This is a genomic window from Atlantibacter subterraneus (genome assembly GCF_007570865.1).
GTDB lineage: Bacteria > Pseudomonadota > Gammaproteobacteria > Enterobacterales > Enterobacteriaceae > Atlantibacter > Atlantibacter subterraneus.
On sequence record NZ_VLPS01000005.1, the window covers coordinates 247,740 to 269,881 of the forward strand.

The window sequence follows — 22,142 nt, forward strand, 5'->3', positions numbered from 1 at the left end:
CATGACTACTTCCTCCCCTTCTTCCCAAATTAACCGGCAGACCATCCTGGTCTGCTTTCTGGCCGCGCTTGCCGGACTGCTCTTCGGTCTGGATATGGGCGTGATTGCCGGCGCGTTGCCATTTATCGCCGACGAATTTACGTTAACCAGCCACCATCAGGAAATCGTTGTCAGCATCATGATGTTTGGCGCCGCGCTGGGTGCGCTGTGCAGCGGGCCGATGTCCTCGTCCCTTGGGCGAAGAAAAAGCCTGCTGCTGGGAGCGCTGCTGTTCGTGGTGGGCTCCATCGGCTGCGCCATCGCCACCAGCATGGAGATCCTTTCTGTTTTTCGCTTTATCCTCGGCCTTGCCGTGGGCGTGGCGTCTTTTACCGCCCCGCTTTATCTGTCGGAAATCGCGCCGGAGCGGATCCGTGGCAGTATGATTTCGCTTTACCAACTGATGATAACCATCGGCATTCTGGCGGCGTTCCTGTCTGATACTGCCCTGAGCGCAGGTGGGCACTGGCGCTGGATGCTGGGTATTATTACCTTCCCGGCGCTGGTGTTATTTGTGGGCGTACTTACGCTGCCGGAAAGCCCGCGCTGGCTGGCGATGCGCAATAAGAACGAGCTCGCCGCCCGGGTGCTTAAACTGCTACGTAACTCGGACCGTGAAGCCGCTGAAGAGCTCAATCAGATCCGGGAAAGCGTAAAAATGAAGCAGCGCGGCTGGCAGCTCTTTCGCCATAACGCGCACTTTCGCCGCTCGACCTACCTTGGCGTGCTGTTGCAGTTTATGCAGCAATTCACCGGCATGACGGTGATCATGTATTACGCGCCAAAAATCTTTGAGATTGCCGGTTTTTCCACCACCCGGGAGCAGATGTGGGGCACGGTCATTGCCGGGCTCACCAACGTTCTGGCGACGTTTATTGCCATCGGGCTGGTGGATCGCTGGGGACGCAAACCTATCCTGAAACTGGGCTTTAGCGTGATGGCGATCTGTATGGGCATACTGGGATACATGTTTTACAGCGGTATCACGACGCCTGTTGAGCAGTACGTTGCCGTCGCCGTTCTGCTGATCTTCATCACCGGCTTCGCCATGAGCGCGGGCCCGCTGATTTGGGTACTGTGCTCCGAGATCCAACCGCTGGCAGGCCGCGATTTTGGCGTAACCTGCTCAACGATGGCGAACTGGATAGCCAATATGATCATTGGCGCTACCTTCCTGACCCTGATCGACACCATCGGCAGCCCTAACACCTTCTGGCTCTACGGCATACTGAACGTCATCTGCATCGTACTGACTTTTCTCTTCGTGCCGGAAACCAAAAATATTTCGCTTGAGCATATTGAGCGCAATCTGATGCGTGGCGAAGCGTTACGCCATATCGGCCAACCCCCGCATCGCTCCCTGTCATCCCGCGCCGCCGCGGTGAAATAACCCATTTGAGGTTGCTATGACTGATTCATTATCACCCCGTGTTGTTCTCGTTACCGGCGCAAGCCAGGGTATCGGCCACGCCATTGCCCAAACCTTTCTTGAGCATGGCGATATCGTTATTGGCTGCGCACATTCGCCGATCGATAACGCGCCATTTGCCGGGGCGCTGCTCGCCCGCTACCCGGAGCGCTTTTTTTATTATTCAGTGGATGTGACGCAAACGGCGCAGATTGCGCAGTTTGTGAGTGAAGCGGAATCGCTGTTCGGGCGTATCGACGTCGTGGTATCCAACGCCGGGAAAAACGTCTTTCGGGGTATCGACTGCGCCGAAAGCGACTGGTCGCATAATTTCGATCTTAACCTGCGCTCCCACTGGTTTCTGGCGAAGTGCGCGCGCGGTGCGTTACAAAAAAGCCAGGGCGTGATTCTGGTCATCACTTCGAATCACGCGTTTTCCACTATGCCTGGCTGCGCGCCGTATAACATCAGCAAACGGGCGCTGCTGTCGCTGGTACAAAGCCTGACGATTGAATGGGGACCGGCGATCCGCACCGTGGGGATCGCGCCGGGCTTTATTGATACCGATGGCAATCAGGCCTGGTTTGATTCCCACGCCAATCCGCAGGCGATTCGTGAAAAAACCATCAAAAAGCACCCCGTCGGGCGCATTGGCGAGCCTGGCGAAGTCGGAGAGCTATGCCTGTTCCTGGCCAGCGATAAAGCGGGATTTATTGCCGGTACCACTATCGTGATGGATGGCGGACGTAGCGCAATTATGCAGGACGACGATGACGCGTGATCGCTGACCAAAAAAAATGCCAGACAGTGTTGTCTGGCATTTCTGTTAAGACGAACGAGCGATTATTCGACTTCCCGCACGTCCATGCGCAGTTCTTTCGGCACTTCGAAAACAATGTTTTCTTCCCGGCCCGTCAGTTCACGCGTTTCACCGCCGCCTAACGCCTGCAACCGTTTCAGAACGTTTTGCACCAGGATATCGGGTGCCGACGCCCCCGCCGTGACGCCAACGCAGGCCGCGCCTTGCAGCCACGACTCGTCAATATCGCTGGCATCGTCAATCAGATAGGCTTTTTTACCCATCCGCTGAGCCAGTTCCGCCAGGCGGTTAGAGTTGGAAGAGTTTTTCGACCCGACCACCAGCACCACATCTGCTTCCGCCGCCAGCGCGCGTACCGCTTCCTGACGGTTGGTGGTGGCGTAGCAAATATCGTCTTTGCGCGGGCCGATGATTTTCGGGAAACGACTGCGCAGCGCGTCAATCACGTCCGACGTATCATCCACCGACAGCGTGGTCTGGGTCATAAAGGAGAGATTGCTGTCGTCTTTCACGTCGATTTTCAGCACATCTTCCGGCGACTCCACCAGGTACATGCCCCCTTTCGGGTTGCTGTACTGGCCCATGGTGCCTTCCACTTCCGGATGCCCGGCGTGGCCGATCAGGATCGCTTCTTCGCCGCGACGGCTGGCGCGCGCCACTTCCATATGCACTTTGGTCACCAGCGGGCAGGTAGCGTCAAACACCGTTAAATCACGGCTTTTCGCCTCGTTGCGTACCGCCTGAGACACGCCGTGCGCCGAGAAAATCAGGATCGCGCCGTCCGGCACTTCGCTGATTTGCTCGATAAAAATCGCGCCGCGCTCGCGCAGGCTGTCCACTACGTAGCGGTTATGCACCACTTCATGACGCACGTAAATCGGCGCGCCATAAATGGTCAGCGCGTTTTCGACAATGCTGATTGCACGGTCAACGCCAGCGCAAAAACCGCGCGGGTTAGCCAACAGGATCTGCATTCAACGTCTCCAGTACCGGATCAACCTCCAGTACGTCGATATCAAAATGAAGGTTCTGCCCGGCAAGTGGATGGTTGAAATCCACCGTGATGGAGTCGCCGTTAATTTCGCGAATCACACCAGGCATTTCCGAACCATCCATGGCGGTGAATAACATGATCGCCCCGATTTCCGGCTCCCCGGCGTCGATAAATTCCCGACGCGAGAAGTACTGGATCATGTCCGGGCTGGGAATGCCAAACCCGGATTCCGGCGGCAGCGTGAAGGATTTTTTCTCCCCCGCGCGCATCTCCAGCAGCTGCGCTTCAAGCCCGGGGGACAGCGAGCCATCCCCCAGCCGGAACAGAGCAGGTTTGCCGTTATTGCGGGTCGATTCCGCCGTCGAGCCATCTTCCAGCTTCAGCGTGAAGTGGACCAGCACGGCGCTGTCGCGCTGTACGCTTTTACTCATGATTTCTTTTCCTGGGCCGTTTTGTCGGATGAGACAAAGAAACCTTCCAGCACGATCAACGCCGCCCCGACGCAAATCGCCGTGTCCGCCAGGTTAAAAGTGGCGAAATGCCAGTCGCCGACGTAGAAGTCGATCATATCGACCACAAAGCCGTGCCACAGGCGGTCGAACAGGTTGCCCAATGCCCCGCCGATGATTAAAGCATAGGCGATATTGTTGAGCTTCTGGCTGGCTTTGGCGCGATACATCATCACCGCCAGCACCACGCAGATACCGATGGCAATACCGGCAAAGAACCAGCGCTGCCAGCCGCCCTTATCGGCGAGGAAGCTAAATGCCGCGCCATAGTTGCGCGCATAATGCAGATTGAGCGACGGGAACAGGGACACCGTATCCCCCAGAGCGAAGTTCTGGAGGATCAGGTATTTACTGCCCAAATCGACAATCAGCACGACCACCACCAGCCACAGCCAGCGCAGCCCTGTTGAAAGGATCGGTTTACTCATCAGGCGAACTTACGTTTTTCGCCGTCACCGGCGACGTTGCTGACACAGCGGCCACACAGCTCGGCGTGTTCCGCTACCTGACCGACATCGGTGGTGTAATGCCAGCAGCGCTGACACTTCTCACCATCGGCTTTGCGTAACGCCACTTTCAGGCCTTTGAGCTGTTCGCTCTGCTGGGCCTCGGCGGACGCCTGTGCATACTCTTCAACTTGCGCCTCTGAGGTCAACAGGACAAATCGCAATTCATCGCCCAGCGCCGTGAGTTTCGCCGCCAGTTCCGGCTGTGCATACAGCGTAACCGCCGCTTCCAGCGAGCCGCCGATGCGTTTGTCGGCACGCGCCTGCTCGATGACTTTGTTGACTTCGCCGCGCACTTTCAGCAGCTCGTCCCAGTAGGCATCGTTCATGGCTTCGTTATCGGCCAGGCTGAACAGGCCGTCATACCACTCGCCGGTAAACACGTATTTTTCACGATCGCCTGGCAGGTAGCCCCAGATTTCATCGGCAGTGAAGGACATGATCGGTGCCATCCAGCGCACCAGCGCTTCCGCGATATGGTACAGCGCGGTCTGGCAGCTGCGGCGCGCCACGCTGTCCGCTTTCGCGGTGTACTGACGGTCTTTGATGATATCGAGATAGAACGAGCCCATTTCGACGGAGCAGAAGCGCATCAGGCGCTGTACCACTTCGTGGAAGTCGTAGGCTTCGTAAGATTTTACGATATCTTCCTGTGCCGCTTTGGCGCAGCCGACCGCCCAGCGATCCAGTACCACCATCTCTTCCGGCTTAACGCTGTCTTTCACCGGATCGAAGCCGTTCAGGTTCGCCAGCAGGAAGCGCGCGGTGTTACGAATGCGGCGGTAAGCGTCGGCGGCGCGTTTGAGGATCTCGTCAGAGACCGCCATTTCGCCGGTGTAATCGGTCGATGCCACCCACAGACGCAGAATGTCTGCGCCGAGTTTGTTCATCACGTCCTGCGGCGATACGGTGTTGCCGATGGACTTGGACATTTTGCGGCCCTGACCATCCACGGTAAAGCCGTGGGTCAGTACCTGGCGGTACGGCGCTTTGCCTTTCATGGCGGTAGAGATCATCAGAGAAGACATAAACCAACCGCGATGCTGGTCGGAACCTTCCAGATACATATCCGCCGCGTGGCCGGCAAACTCCGGACGCACATCTACAACAGACGCATGGGTTGAACCGGAGTCGAACCACACGTCCAGGGTATCCGGCACTTTGTCGTAGCTGTCGGCGTCGTCGCCCATGATGTCGCGCGGGTCGAGATCCCACCATGCCTGAATGCCGTCCTGCTCAACGCGTTGGGCAACGGCTTCCATCAGCTCCTGAGTACGCGGGTGCAGTTCCTGGGTCTCTTTATGCACGAACAGCGACATCGGTACGCCCCAGGTGCGCTGACGGGAGATACACCAGTCCGGACGGTTGGCGACCATCGACTCGATGCGCGCCTGACCCCAGTCCGGGATCCACTGCACGCCTTTGATCTCCTGCAAGGACTGCGCGCGCAGGCCTTTCTGATCCATGCTGATAAACCACTGCGGGGTAGCGCGGAAAATGATCGGCGTTTTGTGACGCCAGCAGTGCGGATAGCTGTGCAGCAGTTTTTCAACGTGCAGCAGCGCGCCTTTTTCACGCAGCAGGTTAACGATCAGATCGTTAGCCTTGAACACCTGAACGCCGTCCAGCGTCGGGTAAGTGCCCGGCAGATACGCGCCGTCCGGGCCAACCGGGTTTGCGGTTTCCAGACCGTATTTCTGGCCGATAACATAGTCGTCCGGGCCGTGGCCTGGGGCGGTATGCACCGCGCCGGTACCCGCGTCCAGCGTCACGTGCTCGCCGAGGATCGCCGGCACGTCGAAATCCAGGAACGGGTGTTTGAAGCGCAGCAGCTCCAGCGCATCGCCTTTCACAGTGCCCAGCACGGTGAAATCAGTGATACCGGCGCGTTTCATTACGCTGTCCACCAGCTCTTTCGCCAGGATCAGCGCCTGACCGTCAATCTGCACCAGCGCGTATTCGATATCCGCATGCAGGGAGATGGCACGGTTAGCGGGTAGAGTCCACGGGGTAGTGGTCCAGATCACCAGCGAAATCGGGCCGTTGACGCTGGCCGCGCCAAATTTGGCTTTTACCGCGTCGGCATCAACGGCGTTGAACGTCACGTCGATGGACGGCGAGGTTTTGTCGTAATACTCAACTTCCGCTTCCGCCAGCGCGGAACGGCAGTCTACGCACCAGTGCACCGGCTTGGCGCCTTTATGCAGGTGACCGTTGCCGATGATTTTACCCAGCGCGCGGATGATGTTGGCTTCGGTTTTGAAGTCCATGGTCAGGTACGGGTGCGACCAGTCGCCCAGCACGCCCAGACGGATAAAGTCGGCGCGCTGGCCTTCAACCTGCTCAGCCGCGTATTTACGGCAGGCGGCGCGGAATTCCGCCGCAGACACTTTCTCGCCCGGTTTGCCGATCAGCTGTTCAACTTTCAGTTCAATCGGCAGACCGTGGCAATCCCATCCCGGCACATACGGGGAGTCATAACCCGCCAGCCCTTTGGATTTGATAATAATGTCTTTCAGAATCTTGTTAACCGAGTGACCAATATGAATGCTGCCATTCGCATAAGGAGGGCCATCATGCAGAATGAAGGTTTTTTTGCCTTTTTTCGCCGCACGGATGATGCCGTACAGGTCATCATCGGTCCAACGCGCCAGCATTCCCGGTTCGCGTTTGGCGAGGTCGCCACGCATCGGGAACCCTGTTTCCGGCAAATTCAGGGTAGATTTATAGTCACTCATTAGATTCTCGGTTCCGTATTTCGGTTTGATTAACACCAACAGGCCTAAAGCCGGCTAACTGGTCTTGTTTCCCATCGTCTGGCGGGTAACCAGCCCAAAAAATTCGCGGGCCGTTACGACATCCCTGGCGATTTGCGCTTTCAGTTCATCAAGCGAGGCAAATCGCTGCTCATTACGTATTTTTTTACGCAACACCACATCTATATGGCGTCCGTAAAGGTCCATTGCAATGTCTAACAGATGAACCTCAAGCTGCTGGCGCATTCCCTGCACCGTCGGACGCGTGCCGATATTGGCAACGCCGGGCAGCGGCGTATCGCCCAGCCCTCTGACTTCAACCGCATACACCCCTTTAACCGGGGAAACCTGACGGCGCAGCGGTAAGTTCGCCGTCGGGAAGCCGATGGTGCGGCCCAGCTCATCGCCGTGCACCACACGACCGGAAATCATAAACGGATGGCCGAGCAGTTGCTCCGCCTGGGCCAGATCGTCGTCCGCCAGCGCCTGGCGCACCGCCGTGCTGCTGACGCGCACGCCGCCGTGACAGAACGTCTGGGTGCTGGTCACGTCGAAGCCATATTCCAGGCCAGCCTTTTGTAATAACAAGAAATCACCCTGACGACCAGCGCCAAAGCGGAAATCATCCCCCACCGCCAGGAACTGTACGCCGAGGCGCTTCACCAGCAGATCGCTGACGAAGGTTTGCGCGGTCAGCGCGGCGAAGCGCCGGTCAAACCGGACGCACAGCACGTAATCCACATCCGATTCGGCCAGATATTTTAGCTTTTCGCGCAGCCGGGTCAGGCGCGCCGGGGCTTTGTCTGCGGCGAACAATTCCAGCGGCTGAGGCTCGAATATCATCACCATCACCGGCAGATTGCGGCGACGCCCTTCCTCGCGCAAACCGGCGAGCAGCGCCTGATGGCCGCGATGTACGCCATCGAAATTACCAATTGTGAGGACACAACCACGGTGTTCGGAGGTCAGATTGTGAATGCCGCGTATCAGCTTCATGACAGGCTCAACAGGGTGAAAATCGTCGGATTATAGCGTGTACCGCTCTCAAGGTTAACCAACGATTGCAGATACCGCCTGGAAACCGGTTGTTTTAGCGCACTTAGCGTGAAACATAAGGAATTGCGCCAAACCTTTACTATTTTTGTCCCCGAAAGGCTGTATTCGCGCGACGCAAGCTGGTAGAATCCTGCGCCATCACTACGTAACAAGTGTCGCTTCATTAACGGCGCTTATTTGCACAAATCCATTGACAAAACGGGGCTAAGAGGGCATATTCCTCGGCCTTTGAATTGTCCATATAGATCATATTTGGGAGTTGGACCTTGGCTAATATCAAGTCAGCTAAGAAGCGCGCCGTTCAGTCTGAAAAGGCTCGCAAACACAACGCTAGCCGTCGTTCCATGATGCGTACTTTCATCAAGAAAGTATACGCAGCTATCGAAACTGGCGACAAAGCAGCAGCACAGAATGCATTCAACGAAATGCAGCCGATCGTGGATCGCCAGGCCGCTAAAGGTCTGATCCACAAAAACAAAGCAGCGCGCCATAAGGCTAACCTGACCGCGCAGATCAACAAACTGGCTTAATCGCCCGCTGTTGACGCTTTGTAAAAAAGACCCGCTTACGCGGGTTTTTTTATGCCTGTTTCCCGCCTGAATCACGCCCTTCTGTAGGGTATTCGCTCAACGTCGCTGCGCGAAATAGCTTCATATCGATCACATATCTCTTTGATTTAGTCAGTTTATCGCTCACCGGGTGATATTTATCACACTTATTGCGTCATTCGCCGCTTATAAATCGCTCAACAAATGAGTGAATTTGACTGGAGCTGCGTAATGACCTTCGACATTAAAAACACGCTGTTTACCTTACTGACGCTGGACGGGATCTCCGGCCACGAAACCGCACTTGCCGACTATATGCAGCAGCAATTCTCCGCCACGGCGCATGAAGTCTGGCGCGACCGGTTAGGAAACGTCGTCGCCCGCTACGGCAGTGAAAGCCCGGATGCGCTCAGGGTGATGGTGTTTGCGCATATGGATGAAGTGGGTTTTATGGTGCGTAAAATCGAGCCTACCGGCTTCGTGCGTTTTGAACGGGTTGGCGGGCCGGCGCAAATCACCATGCCCGGCTCGCGCGTCACCCTGAATACCGAACAGGGCCCGGTTCCCGGCTGCATTGGGATTAAAGCCTATCATTTTGCCAAAGCGGATGAGCGAACCCAGTCCCCGTCGCTGGACAAGCTGTGGATTGATATCGGTGCCCATTCTAAAGCCGATGCCGAGCGAATGGGGGTCCGCGTGGGGACACCCATCACGCTGTACAATCCTCCTCAGTTACTGGCTAACGATCTGGTATGTAGTAAAGCGCTTGACGATCGGCTGGGCTGTACCGCGCTGCTGGGCGTGGCGCAGGGCATCAGGCAACAGCCTTTGGCCATCGCTCTGTATCTGGTCGCCTCCGTCCAGGAAGAGTTCAATATTCGCGGTATCGTCCCGGTGTTATCGCGCATTAAACCGGACCTGGCGATTGGGATTGATATTACGCCGTCCTGCGATACCCCCGATCTTCATGATTATTCTGACGTGGTGGTTAATCAGGGCGTGGGCATTACCTGCCTGAACTATCATGGCCGCGGGACTTTGGCTGGCCTGATTACGCCACCACGCTTGATCACCATGCTGGAGCAGACGGCTCGCGAGGCCGCCATTCCGGTCCAGCGTGAAGTGGCACCCGGTGTGATCACCGAAACCGGATATATTCAGGTGGAGCAAAACGGCATCCCCTGCGCCAGCCTCTCTATTCCCTGCCGCTATACGCATTCCCCTGCTGAAGTCGCCAGCCTGCGCGATCTCGGTCATTGCATTGATTTACTGACGGCTCTGGCGCAGCAGCGTCCCGAGTCATTTCCCATTGAGCCCATCCCGGGCACCCTTCAGGAGCACCCTCTGTTATGAAAAAGATCCTTGTGGCATGCGGCACTGGCATGTCGACCTCAACCATGATTGCCCAGAAGCTCCAGGATTACCTGGCGCAACAGGGTATCCCCGCTACGACCTCGCAGTGCTGCCTGAGCGAAATTCCGCTCAATTGCCGGGGCGTTGATTTGATTGTGACATCCATGAAAACCGCCACCGATTATGGCGTGCCCACGCTGAATGGCGCGGCGCTGTTGACCGGTATCAACGATGACGCGCTGAAGCAGCAAATTAAAGCGCTGCTCAGCCACTAGCGATGATAAGGAGGCGTTATGTTTGACTACATTTTGTCTCTTGGCGGGACGGTGTTTGTTCCCATCATTATGATTTTAATTGGCCTTATCTTCCGCATCCCGGTGCTTCAGGCAGTGAAAGCGGGCGTCACGGTGGGTGTTGGTTTTGTCGGAATGGGTCTGGTTATCGTCATGGCGATAGATAGCCTGAATCCACCGATAAAAATTATGATCGAACGCTTTGGTTTGAACCTGCACGTGCTCGACGTAGGGGCCGGCCCGGCTTCTGGCGTCGGGTATGCCACGGCCATTGGTGCCATCATTATTCCGGTGATTTTTTTGCTCAACATCGGCATGTTGCTGACCCGCCTGACCAAAACCATGAACGTGGATATTTATAACTACTGGCACTTCGCCATTACCGGCACCGTAACGCAGCTGATGACCGGCAGCATGATTTACGGCGTGCTGGCGGCAATCTGCCACGCCGCGCTGTCGTTGAAAATGGCTGACTGGAGCGCGCGCCGGGTCCAGAGCATTGTCGGGCTGGAAGGGATTTCTATCCCGCAGGGCTATGGTTCCAGTTCCGTTCCGCTGTTCGTGTTGCTGGATACCCTGTACGACAAAATTCCGTTCATGAAGGGACGTAACATTGATGCCAGCGAGCTCCAGAAACGCTACGGCATGGTAGGCGATCCCGTCATTATCGGCGTGGTGCTGGGTTTACTTTTCGGGCTGGCAGCGGGTGAAGGCTTTAAAGGCACCGCCACGTTAATGATTACGGTCGCCGCGATTATGGTGCTGTTTCCGCGCATGATCCGCCTGATCGTTGAAGGGTTGCTGCCCATTTCGGATGGCGCTCGCCAGTTTTTTCAAAAGCACTTTCATGGCCGGGAAGTCTACATCGGGCTGGACTCCGCGGTAACCCTGGGCCACCCGACCACCATCGCCGTCGGCCTGCTGTTAATCCCCATCATGTTGGTTTTTGCCAGCATCCTGCCGGGCAATAAAGTCCTGCCGCTCGCCGATTTGCCCGTCGCGCCGTTTTTTATCTGCATGGCGACGGTGATCCACCGGGGTGATTTATTGCGCACCCTGATCAGCGGCGTGATCGTCATGGTCACCGTACTGCTGATCGCGACGCAGTTTGCGCCTTACTTTACCGAGATGGCGCTGAAGGGCGGTTTCAGCTTCGCGCAGGACGGCGCACAAATCAGCGCGCTCTCTGTCGGCAATATGTTTGGCTGGTCAATCGCAGAAATCATGTCCCTGGGTGCGATCGGCGTGGTGGTTGCCGTCGGTTTGTCGGCAACGGTAGTCCTGATTTTACGAAAACGTGAATTGTCGGAATAAGGAGTAAATGAATGAGTTGGCTTAAAAGCGTTATAGGCACAGAGAAAGCGGTTATTGCGATGTGTCACCTGCGGGCTTTGCCGGGCGATCCGGGATTCGATCACCAAAAGGGCATTAACTGGGTTCTTGACCGCGCGCATGACGATCTCATGGCGTTGCAGAACGGCGGCGTTGACGCGGTGATGTTTTCCAATGAGTTCAGCCTGCCCTATCTCACGAAAGTGCGGCCTGAAACCACGGCGGCAATGGCGCGTATCGTTGGGCAACTGATGACGGAAATCCGTGTGCCCTATGGCGTCAATGTGCTTTGGGACCCCGTCGCGTCTTTTGATTTAGCCATGGCGACCGGCGCGTCATTCATTCGGGAGATTTTCACCGGCGTTTATGCCAGCGATTTCGGCATCTGGGATACCAATGTCGGCGAAACCATTCGCCACCAGCATCGGATTGGCGCAGGTCACGTGAAGACCCTGTTCAATATCGTGCCCGAAGCCGCCGTTTATCTGGGAAATCGCGATATCTGTTCCATTGCCAAATCCACCGTGTTTAACAACCATCCCGACGCGTTATGCGTTTCCGGATTAACGGCCGGGGCGAAAACAGACAGCGCTGTGTTAAAACGCGTCAAAGAAACCGTTCCGGATACCGTGGTGCTGGCCAACACCGGCGTTTGCCTCGATAACGTGGAAGAGCAATTGACCATCGCCGATGGCTGCGTCACCGCAACCTGGTTCAAAAAGGACGGCGTCTTCGCCAACTTTGTCGATCAGGAACGGGTGAGCCGCTTCATGGAGAAAGTGCACCAGATAAGGCAATAAGAAAGGGATAAGCAAACGCTTATCCCCCGGGGCGCTCCCGCTGTCTTCGCCAAAAGTACCGGCGGGAGCGTTTTCACCATACCCACTCTGGGAAGGGAGTCAATGTGCCATGTTGAATGATGTGAAATGGGTACAAGCCTGCCGGAACGCCACCGACTGGAGAGAGGCCTTAGCCATCGCGATTGAGCCTCTGATCCGCCACGGTGCCGCGCAAGCCGCCTACCTTGACGGTGTAATTGAGAACACGCTGGCCTGGGGGCCGTACTATGTGGTAGCGCCGGGGATCGCCTTACCCCATGCCCGGCCTGAGCAGGGTGCAATGCACAACCAGATTGCCGTGACGACGCTTCAGCAGCCGGTGACTTTTGGTCATGAAGAGTGCGATCCGGTCTGGCTGCTGATTGCGTTAACCGCGACGGATGCTAACCGCCATATCGCGACCATTCAGCGCATCAGCCAGTGGCTGGGAGATGATGCCTTTATCACGGCGTTACGCCACGCCGATGACGATAGCGCGCTGTACCAGTTGCTGAAGCAGTCTCTCGTCAGGAGTAAATGATGATTCTGCATCCTTCTCTTGCCTCTGCCGATCCGCTGCGCCTGCATCAGGCGTTAAGCCAGTTTGACCATGCCCCGATTGGCTCATGGCACCTGGATATTGAAGACACCAGCTTCATCTCGAATATTACGTTTGGTCTGAAAACCGTCCGCAGCGTCTTTGAAGCCACGCAGCATCCGCTCTCTTTCCATTTAATGGTCGCCAATCCCTGGCCGTGGTTTCGGGCGCTGTCGCCGTTTACCCCCGGGTGGATTTTTGTTCATGCAGAAGCGCTGGCAAACCCCGCAGAAGCGCTGACGGCGATCCGTGAAACCGGTGCCCGCGCAGGCCTGGCGTTTAACCCCGCCACGCCGCTTGAGCCCTATTGCTATCTCCGGGACGCCCTCGACGCCTGTCTGGTCATGACCAGCGAGCCGGATGGGCACGGCCAATGCTTTAACCCCACGTTAATCGACAAGGTGGCCGCCTGCGCGCGCTATTTTCCCGATGCCGAATGTTGGGCTGACGGCGGGATTGCTGAAACCGCCGGGCAGCAGCTCAAACTGGCCGGCGCAGAACATCTGGTTCTCGGGCGGGCGCTCTTTGCCTCAGACAATCCCGCGACGACGCTGGAATCCTTCAGGAGTGCGTTAAATGGATGATCGCTCTCAAAGCCGCCCCGATCGTATTCAACAGATGCTGCATTATCTCTGGCAACATCGCCGCCTTTCCTCCAGCCAGGCCGTCGAGCTGTTTGGCTATGCCCACGCCACGGTGCGGCGCGATTTTCATTTTATCGCCAGTCATTATCCCGGCATGGTGCGTCGTCATGGATGGCTGGAATTCGACAGCGACACCTCGGATAAAGAATACGTTTTTGATTTGAAAAACAGCCTGCAAAGCCAGGCGAAACACGAAATCGCCGTCGCGGCGCGCGCAATGATCCGCGATGGCGACTGCTTTATGCTGGATTCCGGATCGACCTGTCTTGAACTGGCTAAGCGCCTGGGCGATGTGCAGGCTAAAGCAATTTCAGTGGATATAAAAATTGCCAATCAACTGGGCTGCTTTAACAATATTGAAAGCTACATCATTGGGGGAATGGTGCGACCGGGCTACTTTTCAATAGGAGAGAGCCTGGCGCTGGAAATGTTGAACGCCTTTTCGGTAGAGCGCGCCTTTTTGTCCTGCGACGCGCTGTCGCTGGAAGCAGGCATCACCAATGCCACCATGTTTGAAGTGGGAGTAAAAAGCCGCATCATCCAGCGAGCCAGAGAGGTTATTCTGCTGGCGGATCACGGAAAATTCGATAAGGTGGAACCGCACAGGGTGGCCACACTGTCCTGTATTAAAACGATTATTACCGACAGCGGGTTATCCAGTGACGTGATGCAGCGTTATCAGCAGGCGGGCATTCATATTATTCGCGCCAAAGGAGAGCGGTGACCGCACCGCTCTCCGGGCCCGTTAAGGCGTAACAAACAGTGAGGAATAGTCGCGGTTACAGATACGCTGTACCGCTGGGTGCTGGATCATGCGCTCGGCAAAAATCGCGTGATACTCTTCCATCACGTTATCTATCCGCCCGATCTCCACCACCGTTTTGTCGTCGAAAAAATCCTGGGTATACAGCGTCGGCGCGACAAAAATCGCATTATGGGCGCAGCCGAAGGCTTTCATCAGCGCAGCGTCGTCGAATTCTCCCAGGATCTCAATATTCAACGCCTGAGCATTAAGCCAGTTCAACACCTTGCGGCCCAGCATCGATCGGCGGCCCGGAATCAGCAGCCTGCGCTCTTCCAGACAGGCGGGAAACGGCTTTTCCGGCCCCGGCGTCTGGCACCAGAAGCTGACGCCGCACTCGCCGATTTTCACCGAAAACAGCCCTTCCTGTTGGGTGGAATCGATCGGGCAATCAGAAATAATCATGTCCAGCTTATGCTGGCTAAGCTGCTCCAGCAGCATCTCGTGGGTGGATTCAAAACAGCGTAAATGGATCTGTTCATCCTCCACCACGGCGGCATCCAGCACACCGCTCACCAGGCGTTTGGAGAGCGCATCCGCAACCCCCACGTCAAACAGCAGGTGCGACTCTTTGCGATAGTTGACGATATCAAGCATCTCCTGGCTGAGCGTAAACATGCGATCGGCGTAGCGGAACACCAGTTCTCCCAGCTCGCTGGGCTCAATGCCCCGCCCCTTACGCTTGAACAGCTTGCCCTGTAGCCGCTCTTCTAATGCTTTAATCTGCCCGGTGATGGTTTGCGGCGTCAGATACAACGCTTCCGCCGCCCCCACAACCGACCCTTCCTTATACACGTGCCAAAAATAGTAAAGGTGGTTGTAATTGATGTGTGACATATCGCTTTCGCTCCCTGATTGATAATGATGTTCGGCAAGAACGCTTCCATGTGTTTGCGATTCAGGCGCGAACCTTTGCGTCTGAATACCGTATCCGTAACAGGCCGTAGCCTACGATTGCCGCCAGTAGCGAGCCGATAAGAATGCCCAGTTTTGCCCATGTAATAAACGTGGGATCGGCATTGCTAAATGCCAGAGTCGCGATGAAGATGGACATCGTGAATCCGATGCCGCACAACACCCCAACCGCCATAATTTCCTTAAACGTAGTGCCTTCGGGTAGCGAGGCCAGTTTAAGTTTTAACGCCAGCAGGCAAAACAGACTGATGCCTAAAGGCTTTCCAATAAACAGTCCGGCAATAATGCCCAGCGGCAGCAGTGATGTCAGCCCTTCCAGGGTCACACCCTGAAGCGATACGCCCGCATTGGCGAAAGCAAACAGCGGCAGGATCAAAAACGCGACCCACGGATGCAGTATATGCTCCAGTTCCCTCGCCGGAGAGTGCCCTCTCTGCGCCTTCAGCGGGATAAAGAAGCCGATAATCACCCCCGCCAGGGTGGCATGAATGCCGGATTTTAGCACCGCCGTCCAGAGTATGACGCCCACCAGAATATAAATGCCGGTGCGGCGAACATTAAGCACATTCAGCATCGCTAATGCCGTAATCGCCCCCGCCGCCACCAGCAACGACAGCATCGAAAGCTGATGGGTGTAAAACAGCGCAATGATGATAATTGCCCCTAAATCATCGATAATCGCCAACGCCATCAAAAACACTTTCAGGGCAGGCGGCACTCGCTTACCCAATAACGCCAGGACGCCTAATGCAAATGCGATATCCGTCGCTGCCGGGATCGCCCATCCTTCGCGGGTCGCGGGATCCTGGAAATTGAACAGCAGGTATACCGCTGCCGGGATCGCCATACCGCCTACAGCAGCGATAGCCGGGAATGCGGCCTGACGGCGGCTGGCCAGCGAGCCCTGCAAGAGTTCCCGCTTCACTTCCAGGCCGATCAACAAAAAGAAGATCGCCATCAGGGCGTCATTGATCCACAGGAGCAAATTCTTTTTGATTTCCAGTGCGCCAAACGTGATCTCTACGGGCGTACTGAGAAATTGCTGGTATCCTGTATGGGTGCTTTCTATGTTCGCGAACAGCATGGCCATGGCCGCAGCGATGATTAAAATCACCCCACCCGATGCTTCGTTAGCCAGAAAACGTTGAATCAATTTTGACATGCCTAACTACCTCAATAATTCCATATCCGTTATTAAAATACGATATATTTTCTATCTTACAGCGCCTTAAAGTTCGTTAAAAACAGATTATTTCGCCGTATAAGATCGCTATTTCCGATATAAAAAATAGGCTAGTCAGGTTTTCAGGAAACTTCTGAGCATTTTCCCGTTGGAAAATAATCAAAAAAAAACCTGTATCTACTCAGTGTAGATACAGGTTTTTGCGTATCGCATGAAACTTAACGCGTTAAATCGTCAAAGAACTTCTTCACGCCATCAAAGAAGCTTTTGGAACGCGGGCTGTTTTTCTCGCCCGTCGGGCCGCCGAAACTTTCCTGTAAATCTTTCAGCAGCTGCTTCTGCTTCTCGTTGAGGCCAACCGGCGTTTCTACCACCACGCGGCATAACAGGTCGCCCTGCGCACCGCCGCGTACGGATTTCACGCCCTTGCCGCGCATGCGGAACAGCTTGCCGGTTTGGGTTTCGTGCGGCACTTTCAGCTTCACGCGGCCATCCAGCGTCGGCACTTCGATTTCTCCGCCCAGCGCGGCCATTGCAAAGTTAATCGGCACTTCGCAATACAGGTTATTGCCTTCGCGCTCGAAGATCGGATGCTGTTTGACCTGCACCTGAACGTACAAATCACCTGCCGGTGCGCCGTGCTCGCCCGCTTCGCCCTCGCCTGCCAGGCGGATGCGGTCGCCGGTATCCACGCCCGCCGGGATTTTAACCGACAGGGTTTTCGATTTCTCAACGCGACCATGGCCGTGGCATTTGGTGCATGGATCTTTGATCAACGTACCGCGGCCCTGACAGTGCGGACAGGTCTGCTGCACCGCAAAGAAGCCCTGGCGCATCTGCACCTGGCCTGCGCCGTGGCAGGTCGGACAGGTCTGCGGCTGGGTGCCCGGTTTCGCGCCGTTGCCGTGGCAGACGTCGCACTCTTCCAGGGTCGGAATGCGGATCTCTTTGGTGACGCCGCGTACCGCTTCTTCCAGCGTCAGCTCCATGTTGTAACGGAGATCTGCGCCGCGTGCCGCGCGCTGACGGCCACGTCCACCGCCAAAAATATCGCCGAAAACATCGCCGAAGATGTCGCTGAAATCGGCACCGCCACCGCCAAATCCGCCGCCGCCCATGCCGCCCTGCTCAAATGCCGCATGGCCGTACTGATCGTAAGCCGCGCGTTTTTGCGCGTCGGTCAGCACTTCATAGGCTTCTTTAATCTCTTTGAATTTGTCTTCAGCGTCTTTATCACCCTGATTACGGTCCGGGTGATATTTCATTGCCAGGCGTTTGTAAGCCTTTTTGATTTCACGCTCTTCCGCGGTTTTCGGAACGCCTAAAATCTCGTAATAGTCTTTTTTCGCCATTTCTTTTATCTGCCCTTATTCCCTGTTTCATTCACGCCGCGCCCGCGTTGACCGTTACGCAACGCAAATTCATCCGGGAATACAAGAATAAACGGGCGGAGAGGAGATCCTCTTCGCCCGTATCAGTGTTTTACCCGTTCAAAGGGCGATTATTTTTTGTCTTTAACTTCTTCGAACTCGGCGTCGACAACATCATCATCTTTCGCGTTGTTCGCAGAAGCGTCAGCACCGCCAGCCTGCTGCTGCGCATGTTGCTGCTGAGCGATTTCCATCAGCTTCTGGGAAACCTGCGCCAGCGCCTGCATTTTGGCTTCGATATCGGCTTTATCTTCGCCTTTCAGCGCAGTTTCCAGCGCGGTCAGCGCAGACTCGATAGCCGTTTTGTCGTCAGCTGGCAGTTGATCGCCTGCTTCTTCAACCTGCTTACGGGTGCTGTGCACCAGGTGGTCTGCCTGGTTGCGGGTCTGTACCAGCTCTTCGAACTTACGGTCAGACTCTGCGTTTGCTTCCGCTTCGCGCACCATTTTCTGGATTTCATCTTCGTTCAGACCAGAAGATGCCTTGATGGTGATTTTCTGCTCGCGACCGCTGTTTTTGTCTTTCGCAGACACGTGCAGGATACCGTCCGCATCAATGTCGAAGGTGACTTCGATCTGCGGCATACCGCGCGGTGCCGGGTTAATCCCGTCCAGGTTGAACTGGCCCAGAGATTTGTTATCGCTGGCGCGTTTACGTTCACCCTGCAGCACATGGATGGTTACCGCAGACTGGTTGTCTTCCGCAGTAGAGAACACCTGGCTGTGCTTGGTCGGGATAGTGGTGTTTTTGCTGATCAGCGCCGTCATCACGCCGCCCATGGTTTCGATACCCAGAGACAGCGGGGTAACGTCCAGCAGCAGTACGTCTTTCACGTCGCCGGTCAATACGCCGCCCTGAACCGCTGCGCCGATGGCCACAGCTTCATCCGGGTTAACGTCTTTACGCGGCTCTTTACCAAAGAACTCGGCAACTTTTTTCTGCACCATCGGCATACGAGTCTGACCGCCGACCAGGATCACGTCCTGCACGTCGGATACGGACAGGCCAGCATCCTGCAGCGCCACTTTCAGCGGCTCGATGGAACGGTTCACCAGGTCTTCGACCAGGCTTTCCAGTTTCGCGCGAGTCACTTTGATGTTCATGTGTTTCGGACCGGTGGCGTCTGCAGTGATGTACGGCAGGTTCACGTCGGTCTGCTGAGCGGAAGACAGCTCGATTTTGGCTTTTTCTGCCGCTTCTTTCAGACGCTGCATCGCCAGCGGATCGTTGCGCAGATCGATACCCTGGTCTTTCTTAAACTCTTCCACCAGGTAGTTGATCATACGGCTGTCGAAGTCTTCGCCACCCAGGTGGGTGTCACCGTTGGTCGCCAGTACTTCAAAGGTTTTTTCACCGTCAACGTCGTCGATTTCGATAATAGAGATATCGAAAGTACCGCCGCCGAGGTCGTAAACCGCAATAGTACGGTTGCCGACTTCTTTATCCAGACCGTAAGCCAGCGCGGCTGCAGTCGGTTCGTTGATGATACGTTTTACTTCCAGACCCGCGATACGGCCAGCATCTTTGGTTGCCTGACGCTGAGCATCGTTGAAGTACGCAGGTACGGTGATAACCGCTTCAGTTACCGGTTCGCCCAGGTAATCTTCAGCCGTTTTCTTCATTTTCTTCAGCACTTCTGCAGAAATCTGCGGCGGTGCCATTTTCTGGCCTTTCACGTCAAGCCATGCGTCACCGTTGTCGGCGGCGATGATTTTGTACGGCATGATGGCTTCATCACGCTGAACTTCTTCATCCTGGAAGCGGCGACCGATCAGGCGTTTAATCGCGAACAGCGTGTTCTGCGGGTTAGTCACTGCCTGACGTTTAGCCGGCTGACCTACCAGAGTTTCGCCATCCTGTGTATAAGCAATGATAGAAGGCGTGGTGCGGTCACCCTCGGCGTTCTCCAGAACACGCGCGGTAGTACCATCCATAATCGCGACACAAGAGTTAGTCGTCCCCAGGTCGATACCAATAATTTTACCCATCTAAACGTCTCCACTAAAAATTCGTCATTATGTGGTTGTGAACCTGTAATAAGGGCGAAACCGTGAGTTTCAACTGCCCCATCATTATTTTTCACGTCCACTCACTGCGGTTGACTACAAGATGGGGTCGTATCGCTGCGCATCAAGGGGCAACAAATAAAATTTTTTTCTTTTACCTGTGCAGATCATAGACGGCGGGGTATTGGCTGATTATTATGCCGCGCCCGACACGGATCACACTTTCTGGCGGCGGGTATTTACATCTATATAACCAACGATTTGAGGATTTATGGGCAACACAAAGTTGGCTAACCCCGCACCGCTGGGATTAATGGGTTTCGGCATGACCACTATTCTGCTTAACCTGCACAATATCGGTCTCTTCCCGCTGGACGGCATTATTCTGGCGATGGGCATTTTCTACGGCGGCATCGCGCAGATTTTCGCGGGCCTGCTGGAGTTTAAGAAAGGGAATACTTTCGGTTTAACCGCGTTTACGTCTTATGGCTCCTTCTGGCTGACCCTGGTCGCGATCCTGCTGATGCCTAAAATGGGCCTGGCGGAAGCGGCTAACGGTCATTTCCTGGGTGTTTACCTGGGCATCTGGGGCATCTTCACCCTGTTCATGTTCTTCGGCACGTTGAAGGGCGCACGGGTACTGCAATTCGTATTCCTGAGCCTGACCGTTCTGTTCGCGCTGCTGGCGATTGGCCATCTGGCGGACAACGAGAGCATTGTTCACGTCGCGGGTTGGATTGGTCTGGTTTGCGGCGCAAGCGCCATCTATCTGGCGATGGGCGAAGTGCTGAACGAACAATATGGCCGCACCGTGTTGCCGATTGGCGAACAGCACTAAGCGTCACCGCTTCTTACTCAACGGCTGCCTTTTGGCAGCCGTTTTTTTTACCGTTCCCGGTTATATTCCGCCGCCAGATACTCCAGCAAGGCCACCACATTGCGCGGTGCCAGCCGGTTTAGCTGCGGCCAGACGGGATGCATGGCTAACCAGGACTGAAATGCCTTCGCGGGTTGCAGAGTGGCGTGGAGGAAAGCAGCATTGCCGGGATTGCCGGTGAGATGGCACACCGCCATCTCATAATGGCGCTGGGAATAACAGCGCCAGCTATCGCGCCAGATGATGCTGGAAACCACGGTATCGCTGCGTAATCGCTGGGTATCATCACGCGTTCCACGCTCATAAACGAAGCCGATGCGGCTGCGCTGGCTCACTACGTCATGGCGATTGGCCATTAGACACGCGCCATAAAGAAAGCATTCATGCGCCAGCCAGTGCTGAACAGACAGCACCCTTTTATGGGTTAACGCATGCACCAGCGCAAAGTGGCGATAGGCGGCGATAACCGGCTTGACCACGACGCCTGCATCGTCTCGTTTAAGTTCAGCCACACCATAAGCCACATCAAACAGCAGTGGGCGTTGCTTGATAATGCGGTCTTTGTCAAAAACCTGGCGTATCACGCTCTGCGTACTCTGTTTTTCACCGGGCAGCGAAGGATACCGCCACTCCTGGCCAATCCCCTGATTTAGCGCCATATAGTTGGTTGATAAAGCGATCACGCGGCCCGTTTTGTTATCCGCCGTTACGATGAGATAAAGCCGGTTCTCGCCGCCGTTAAACCCAACGGTAAATGCGGTAGTAGAGAATTCCACATTCAGGGACGCGAGCGAGGAATGCACCTGTTCAAGCCCTGCCAGAAATGCCAGCCGGGATAGCGCACGGCTAATAAGCTGGCTGTCCTGATAGACCAGTCTGAAAGATGTGCCTGTGGCAATGGCTTCGCGTAGCGGGGTAAGTTTTTCGTCCCAGGCCACTGGCCCGGCATAATGGGTAAAGGTGCGCGCGCAGGCCTGGCAGCGCCAGCGCTGTTTCCCTGCCGCGTTTTGCCCATGGCGTACCAGCGCATCCGTCTGTCCACAGCCGGGGCAACACAACATGACGCCGGCATAATGGTGATTGCTTTGATGGCTGAAAGCACTTAGCGAGCCGGGCGAGATGAACGGGAAATAGTAACCGCATTCCGGGCAGCGGCAGTTACGTCCGATATGCAAATAGCGTGCGCTATTCGCGACGCCAAATAACCGGCATCCGATAGTCTTGCAGCAGTTAACATGCGTCCAGGCGTTCATAA

General features: G+C 55.6%; 21 protein-coding genes and 1 pseudogene. 11 read left to right on the top strand and 11 right to left on the bottom strand.

The window, feature by feature from the left end; genetic code table 11:
- Window position 1: 1 nt before the first annotated feature.
- Together FND52_RS10970 and FND52_RS10975 are read left to right on the top strand one after the other, a co-directional pair.
- The gene (locus FND52_RS10970; RefSeq protein ID WP_125293131.1) at window positions 2-1,429 is read left to right on the top strand and encodes a sugar porter family MFS transporter; all 1,428 of its coding nucleotides are present in this window, start codon (window positions 2-4) and stop codon (window positions 1,427-1,429) included.
- A 16-nt stretch (window positions 1,430-1,445) separates the two neighbouring features.
- Window positions 1,446-2,228, top strand: a complete 783-nt coding sequence (locus FND52_RS10975) for an SDR family oxidoreductase (RefSeq protein ID WP_144130791.1) — start codon at window positions 1,446-1,448, stop codon at window positions 2,226-2,228.
- Between the two features lie 62 nt (window positions 2,229-2,290).
- On the opposite strand, the gene ispH is transcribed toward FND52_RS10975, so the two are convergent.
- From ispH to FND52_RS22105, 6 genes and pseudogenes are all read right to left on the bottom strand, one after another.
- Window positions 2,291-3,241, bottom strand: a complete 951-nt coding sequence (gene ispH, locus FND52_RS10980; protein WP_125293129.1) for a 4-hydroxy-3-methylbut-2-enyl diphosphate reductase — start codon at window positions 3,239-3,241, stop codon at window positions 2,291-2,293.
- Window positions 3,222-3,692 carry an FKBP-type peptidyl-prolyl cis-trans isomerase gene (gene fkpB, locus FND52_RS10985; protein WP_144130793.1) on the bottom strand — a complete coding sequence of 157 codons (471 nt, stop codon included), beginning with the start codon at window positions 3,690-3,692 and terminating at the stop codon, window positions 3,222-3,224. Before fkpB ends, ispH begins: the two co-directional genes overlap by 20 nt.
- Complete coding sequence (lspA, locus tag FND52_RS10990; protein ID WP_125293127.1) at window positions 3,689-4,198, bottom strand: signal peptidase II; 510 nt, start codon at window positions 4,196-4,198, stop codon at window positions 3,689-3,691. Before lspA ends, fkpB begins: the two co-directional genes overlap by 4 nt.
- Window positions 4,198-7,014 carry an isoleucine--tRNA ligase gene (gene ileS / locus FND52_RS10995; protein WP_144130795.1) on the bottom strand — a complete coding sequence of 939 codons (2,817 nt, stop codon included), beginning with the start codon at window positions 7,012-7,014 and terminating at the stop codon, window positions 4,198-4,200. Before ileS ends, lspA begins: the two co-directional genes overlap by 1 nt.
- 54 nt (window positions 7,015-7,068) lie before the next feature.
- Entirely contained in the window at window positions 7,069-8,028 is a 960-nt protein-coding gene (gene ribF / locus FND52_RS11000; protein WP_144130797.1) for a bifunctional riboflavin kinase/FAD synthetase, read from the bottom strand.
- Between the two features lie 7 nt (window positions 8,029-8,035).
- Window positions 8,036-8,252: pseudogene (locus FND52_RS22105) on the bottom strand (DUF2575 domain-containing protein).
- 102 nt (window positions 8,253-8,354) lie between these two features.
- On the opposite strand from FND52_RS22105, the gene rpsT reads away from it, so the two are divergent.
- From rpsT to FND52_RS11045, 8 genes are all read left to right on the top strand, one after another.
- Window positions 8,355-8,618, top strand: coding sequence for a 30S ribosomal protein S20 (gene rpsT, locus FND52_RS11010; protein ID WP_125293123.1), 264 nt, complete (start codon window positions 8,355-8,357; stop codon window positions 8,616-8,618).
- A 249-nt stretch (window positions 8,619-8,867) separates the two neighbouring features.
- Complete coding sequence (locus FND52_RS11015; RefSeq protein WP_144130799.1) at window positions 8,868-9,989, top strand: M42 family metallopeptidase; 1,122 nt, start codon at window positions 8,868-8,870, stop codon at window positions 9,987-9,989.
- Window positions 9,986-10,264 (top strand): PTS sugar transporter subunit IIB SgcB, encoded by a 279-nt coding sequence (gene sgcB, locus FND52_RS11020; RefSeq protein WP_125293121.1) that lies wholly within the window; start codon window positions 9,986-9,988, stop codon window positions 10,262-10,264. The genes FND52_RS11015 and sgcB overlap by 4 nt, the downstream gene beginning before the upstream one ends.
- Window positions 10,265-10,282: 18 nt before the next feature.
- Window positions 10,283-11,596 (top strand): PTS sugar transporter subunit IIC SgcC, encoded by a 1,314-nt coding sequence (gene sgcC, locus FND52_RS11025; protein WP_125293120.1) that lies wholly within the window; start codon window positions 10,283-10,285, stop codon window positions 11,594-11,596.
- Window positions 11,597-11,607: 11 nt separating this feature from the next.
- Window positions 11,608-12,414 (top strand): BtpA family protein SgcQ, encoded by an 807-nt coding sequence (gene sgcQ / locus FND52_RS11030; protein WP_125293119.1) that lies wholly within the window; start codon window positions 11,608-11,610, stop codon window positions 12,412-12,414.
- A gap of 109 nt (window positions 12,415-12,523) precedes the next feature.
- On the top strand, window positions 12,524-12,973 hold the full coding sequence (locus tag FND52_RS11035) for a PTS sugar transporter subunit IIA (RefSeq protein ID WP_144130801.1): 450 nt from the start codon (window positions 12,524-12,526) through the stop codon (window positions 12,971-12,973).
- Window positions 12,973-13,614, top strand: a complete 642-nt coding sequence (locus FND52_RS11040; protein ID WP_125293117.1) for a beta/alpha barrel domain-containing protein — start codon at window positions 12,973-12,975, stop codon at window positions 13,612-13,614. Before FND52_RS11035 ends, FND52_RS11040 begins: the two co-directional genes overlap by 1 nt.
- Entirely contained in the window at window positions 13,607-14,398 is a 792-nt protein-coding gene (locus FND52_RS11045; protein ID WP_144130803.1) for a DeoR/GlpR family DNA-binding transcription regulator, read from the top strand. The genes FND52_RS11040 and FND52_RS11045 overlap by 8 nt, the downstream gene beginning before the upstream one ends.
- A gap of 21 nt (window positions 14,399-14,419) precedes the next feature.
- Here the strand turns inward: FND52_RS11045 and nhaR are convergent, their stop codons facing one another.
- The 4 genes from nhaR to dnaK all read right to left on the bottom strand — a co-directional run bounded on the left by nhaR (window position 14,420) and on the right by dnaK (window position 19,992).
- The gene (nhaR, locus tag FND52_RS11050; RefSeq protein WP_125293115.1) at window positions 14,420-15,313 is read right to left on the bottom strand and encodes a transcriptional activator NhaR; all 894 of its coding nucleotides are present in this window, start codon (window positions 15,311-15,313) and stop codon (window positions 14,420-14,422) included.
- A gap of 61 nt (window positions 15,314-15,374) precedes the next feature.
- A complete protein-coding gene (gene nhaA, locus FND52_RS11055) occupies window positions 15,375-16,553 on the bottom strand; it encodes a Na+/H+ antiporter NhaA (protein ID WP_144130805.1) in 1,179 nt (392 codons plus the stop codon).
- Between the two features lie 239 nt (window positions 16,554-16,792).
- Window positions 16,793-17,926: a molecular chaperone DnaJ gene (gene dnaJ, locus FND52_RS11060; protein ID WP_125293113.1), complete on the bottom strand. Its 1,134-nt coding sequence runs from the start codon at window positions 17,924-17,926 to the stop codon at window positions 16,793-16,795.
- Between the two features lie 149 nt (window positions 17,927-18,075).
- Entirely contained in the window at window positions 18,076-19,992 is a 1,917-nt protein-coding gene (gene dnaK / locus FND52_RS11065; protein WP_125293112.1) for a molecular chaperone DnaK, read from the bottom strand.
- A 289-nt stretch (window positions 19,993-20,281) separates the two neighbouring features.
- On the opposite strand from dnaK, the gene satP reads away from it, so the two are divergent.
- Window positions 20,282-20,848, top strand: coding sequence for an acetate uptake transporter (satP, locus tag FND52_RS11070; protein WP_125293111.1), 567 nt, complete (start codon window positions 20,282-20,284; stop codon window positions 20,846-20,848).
- Between the two features lie 47 nt (window positions 20,849-20,895).
- Here the strand turns inward: satP and FND52_RS11075 are convergent, their stop codons facing one another.
- Window positions 20,896-22,140, bottom strand: a complete 1,245-nt coding sequence (locus tag FND52_RS11075; protein ID WP_144130807.1) for an IS1 family transposase — start codon at window positions 22,138-22,140, stop codon at window positions 20,896-20,898.
- Window positions 22,141-22,142 lie beyond the last annotated feature (2 nt).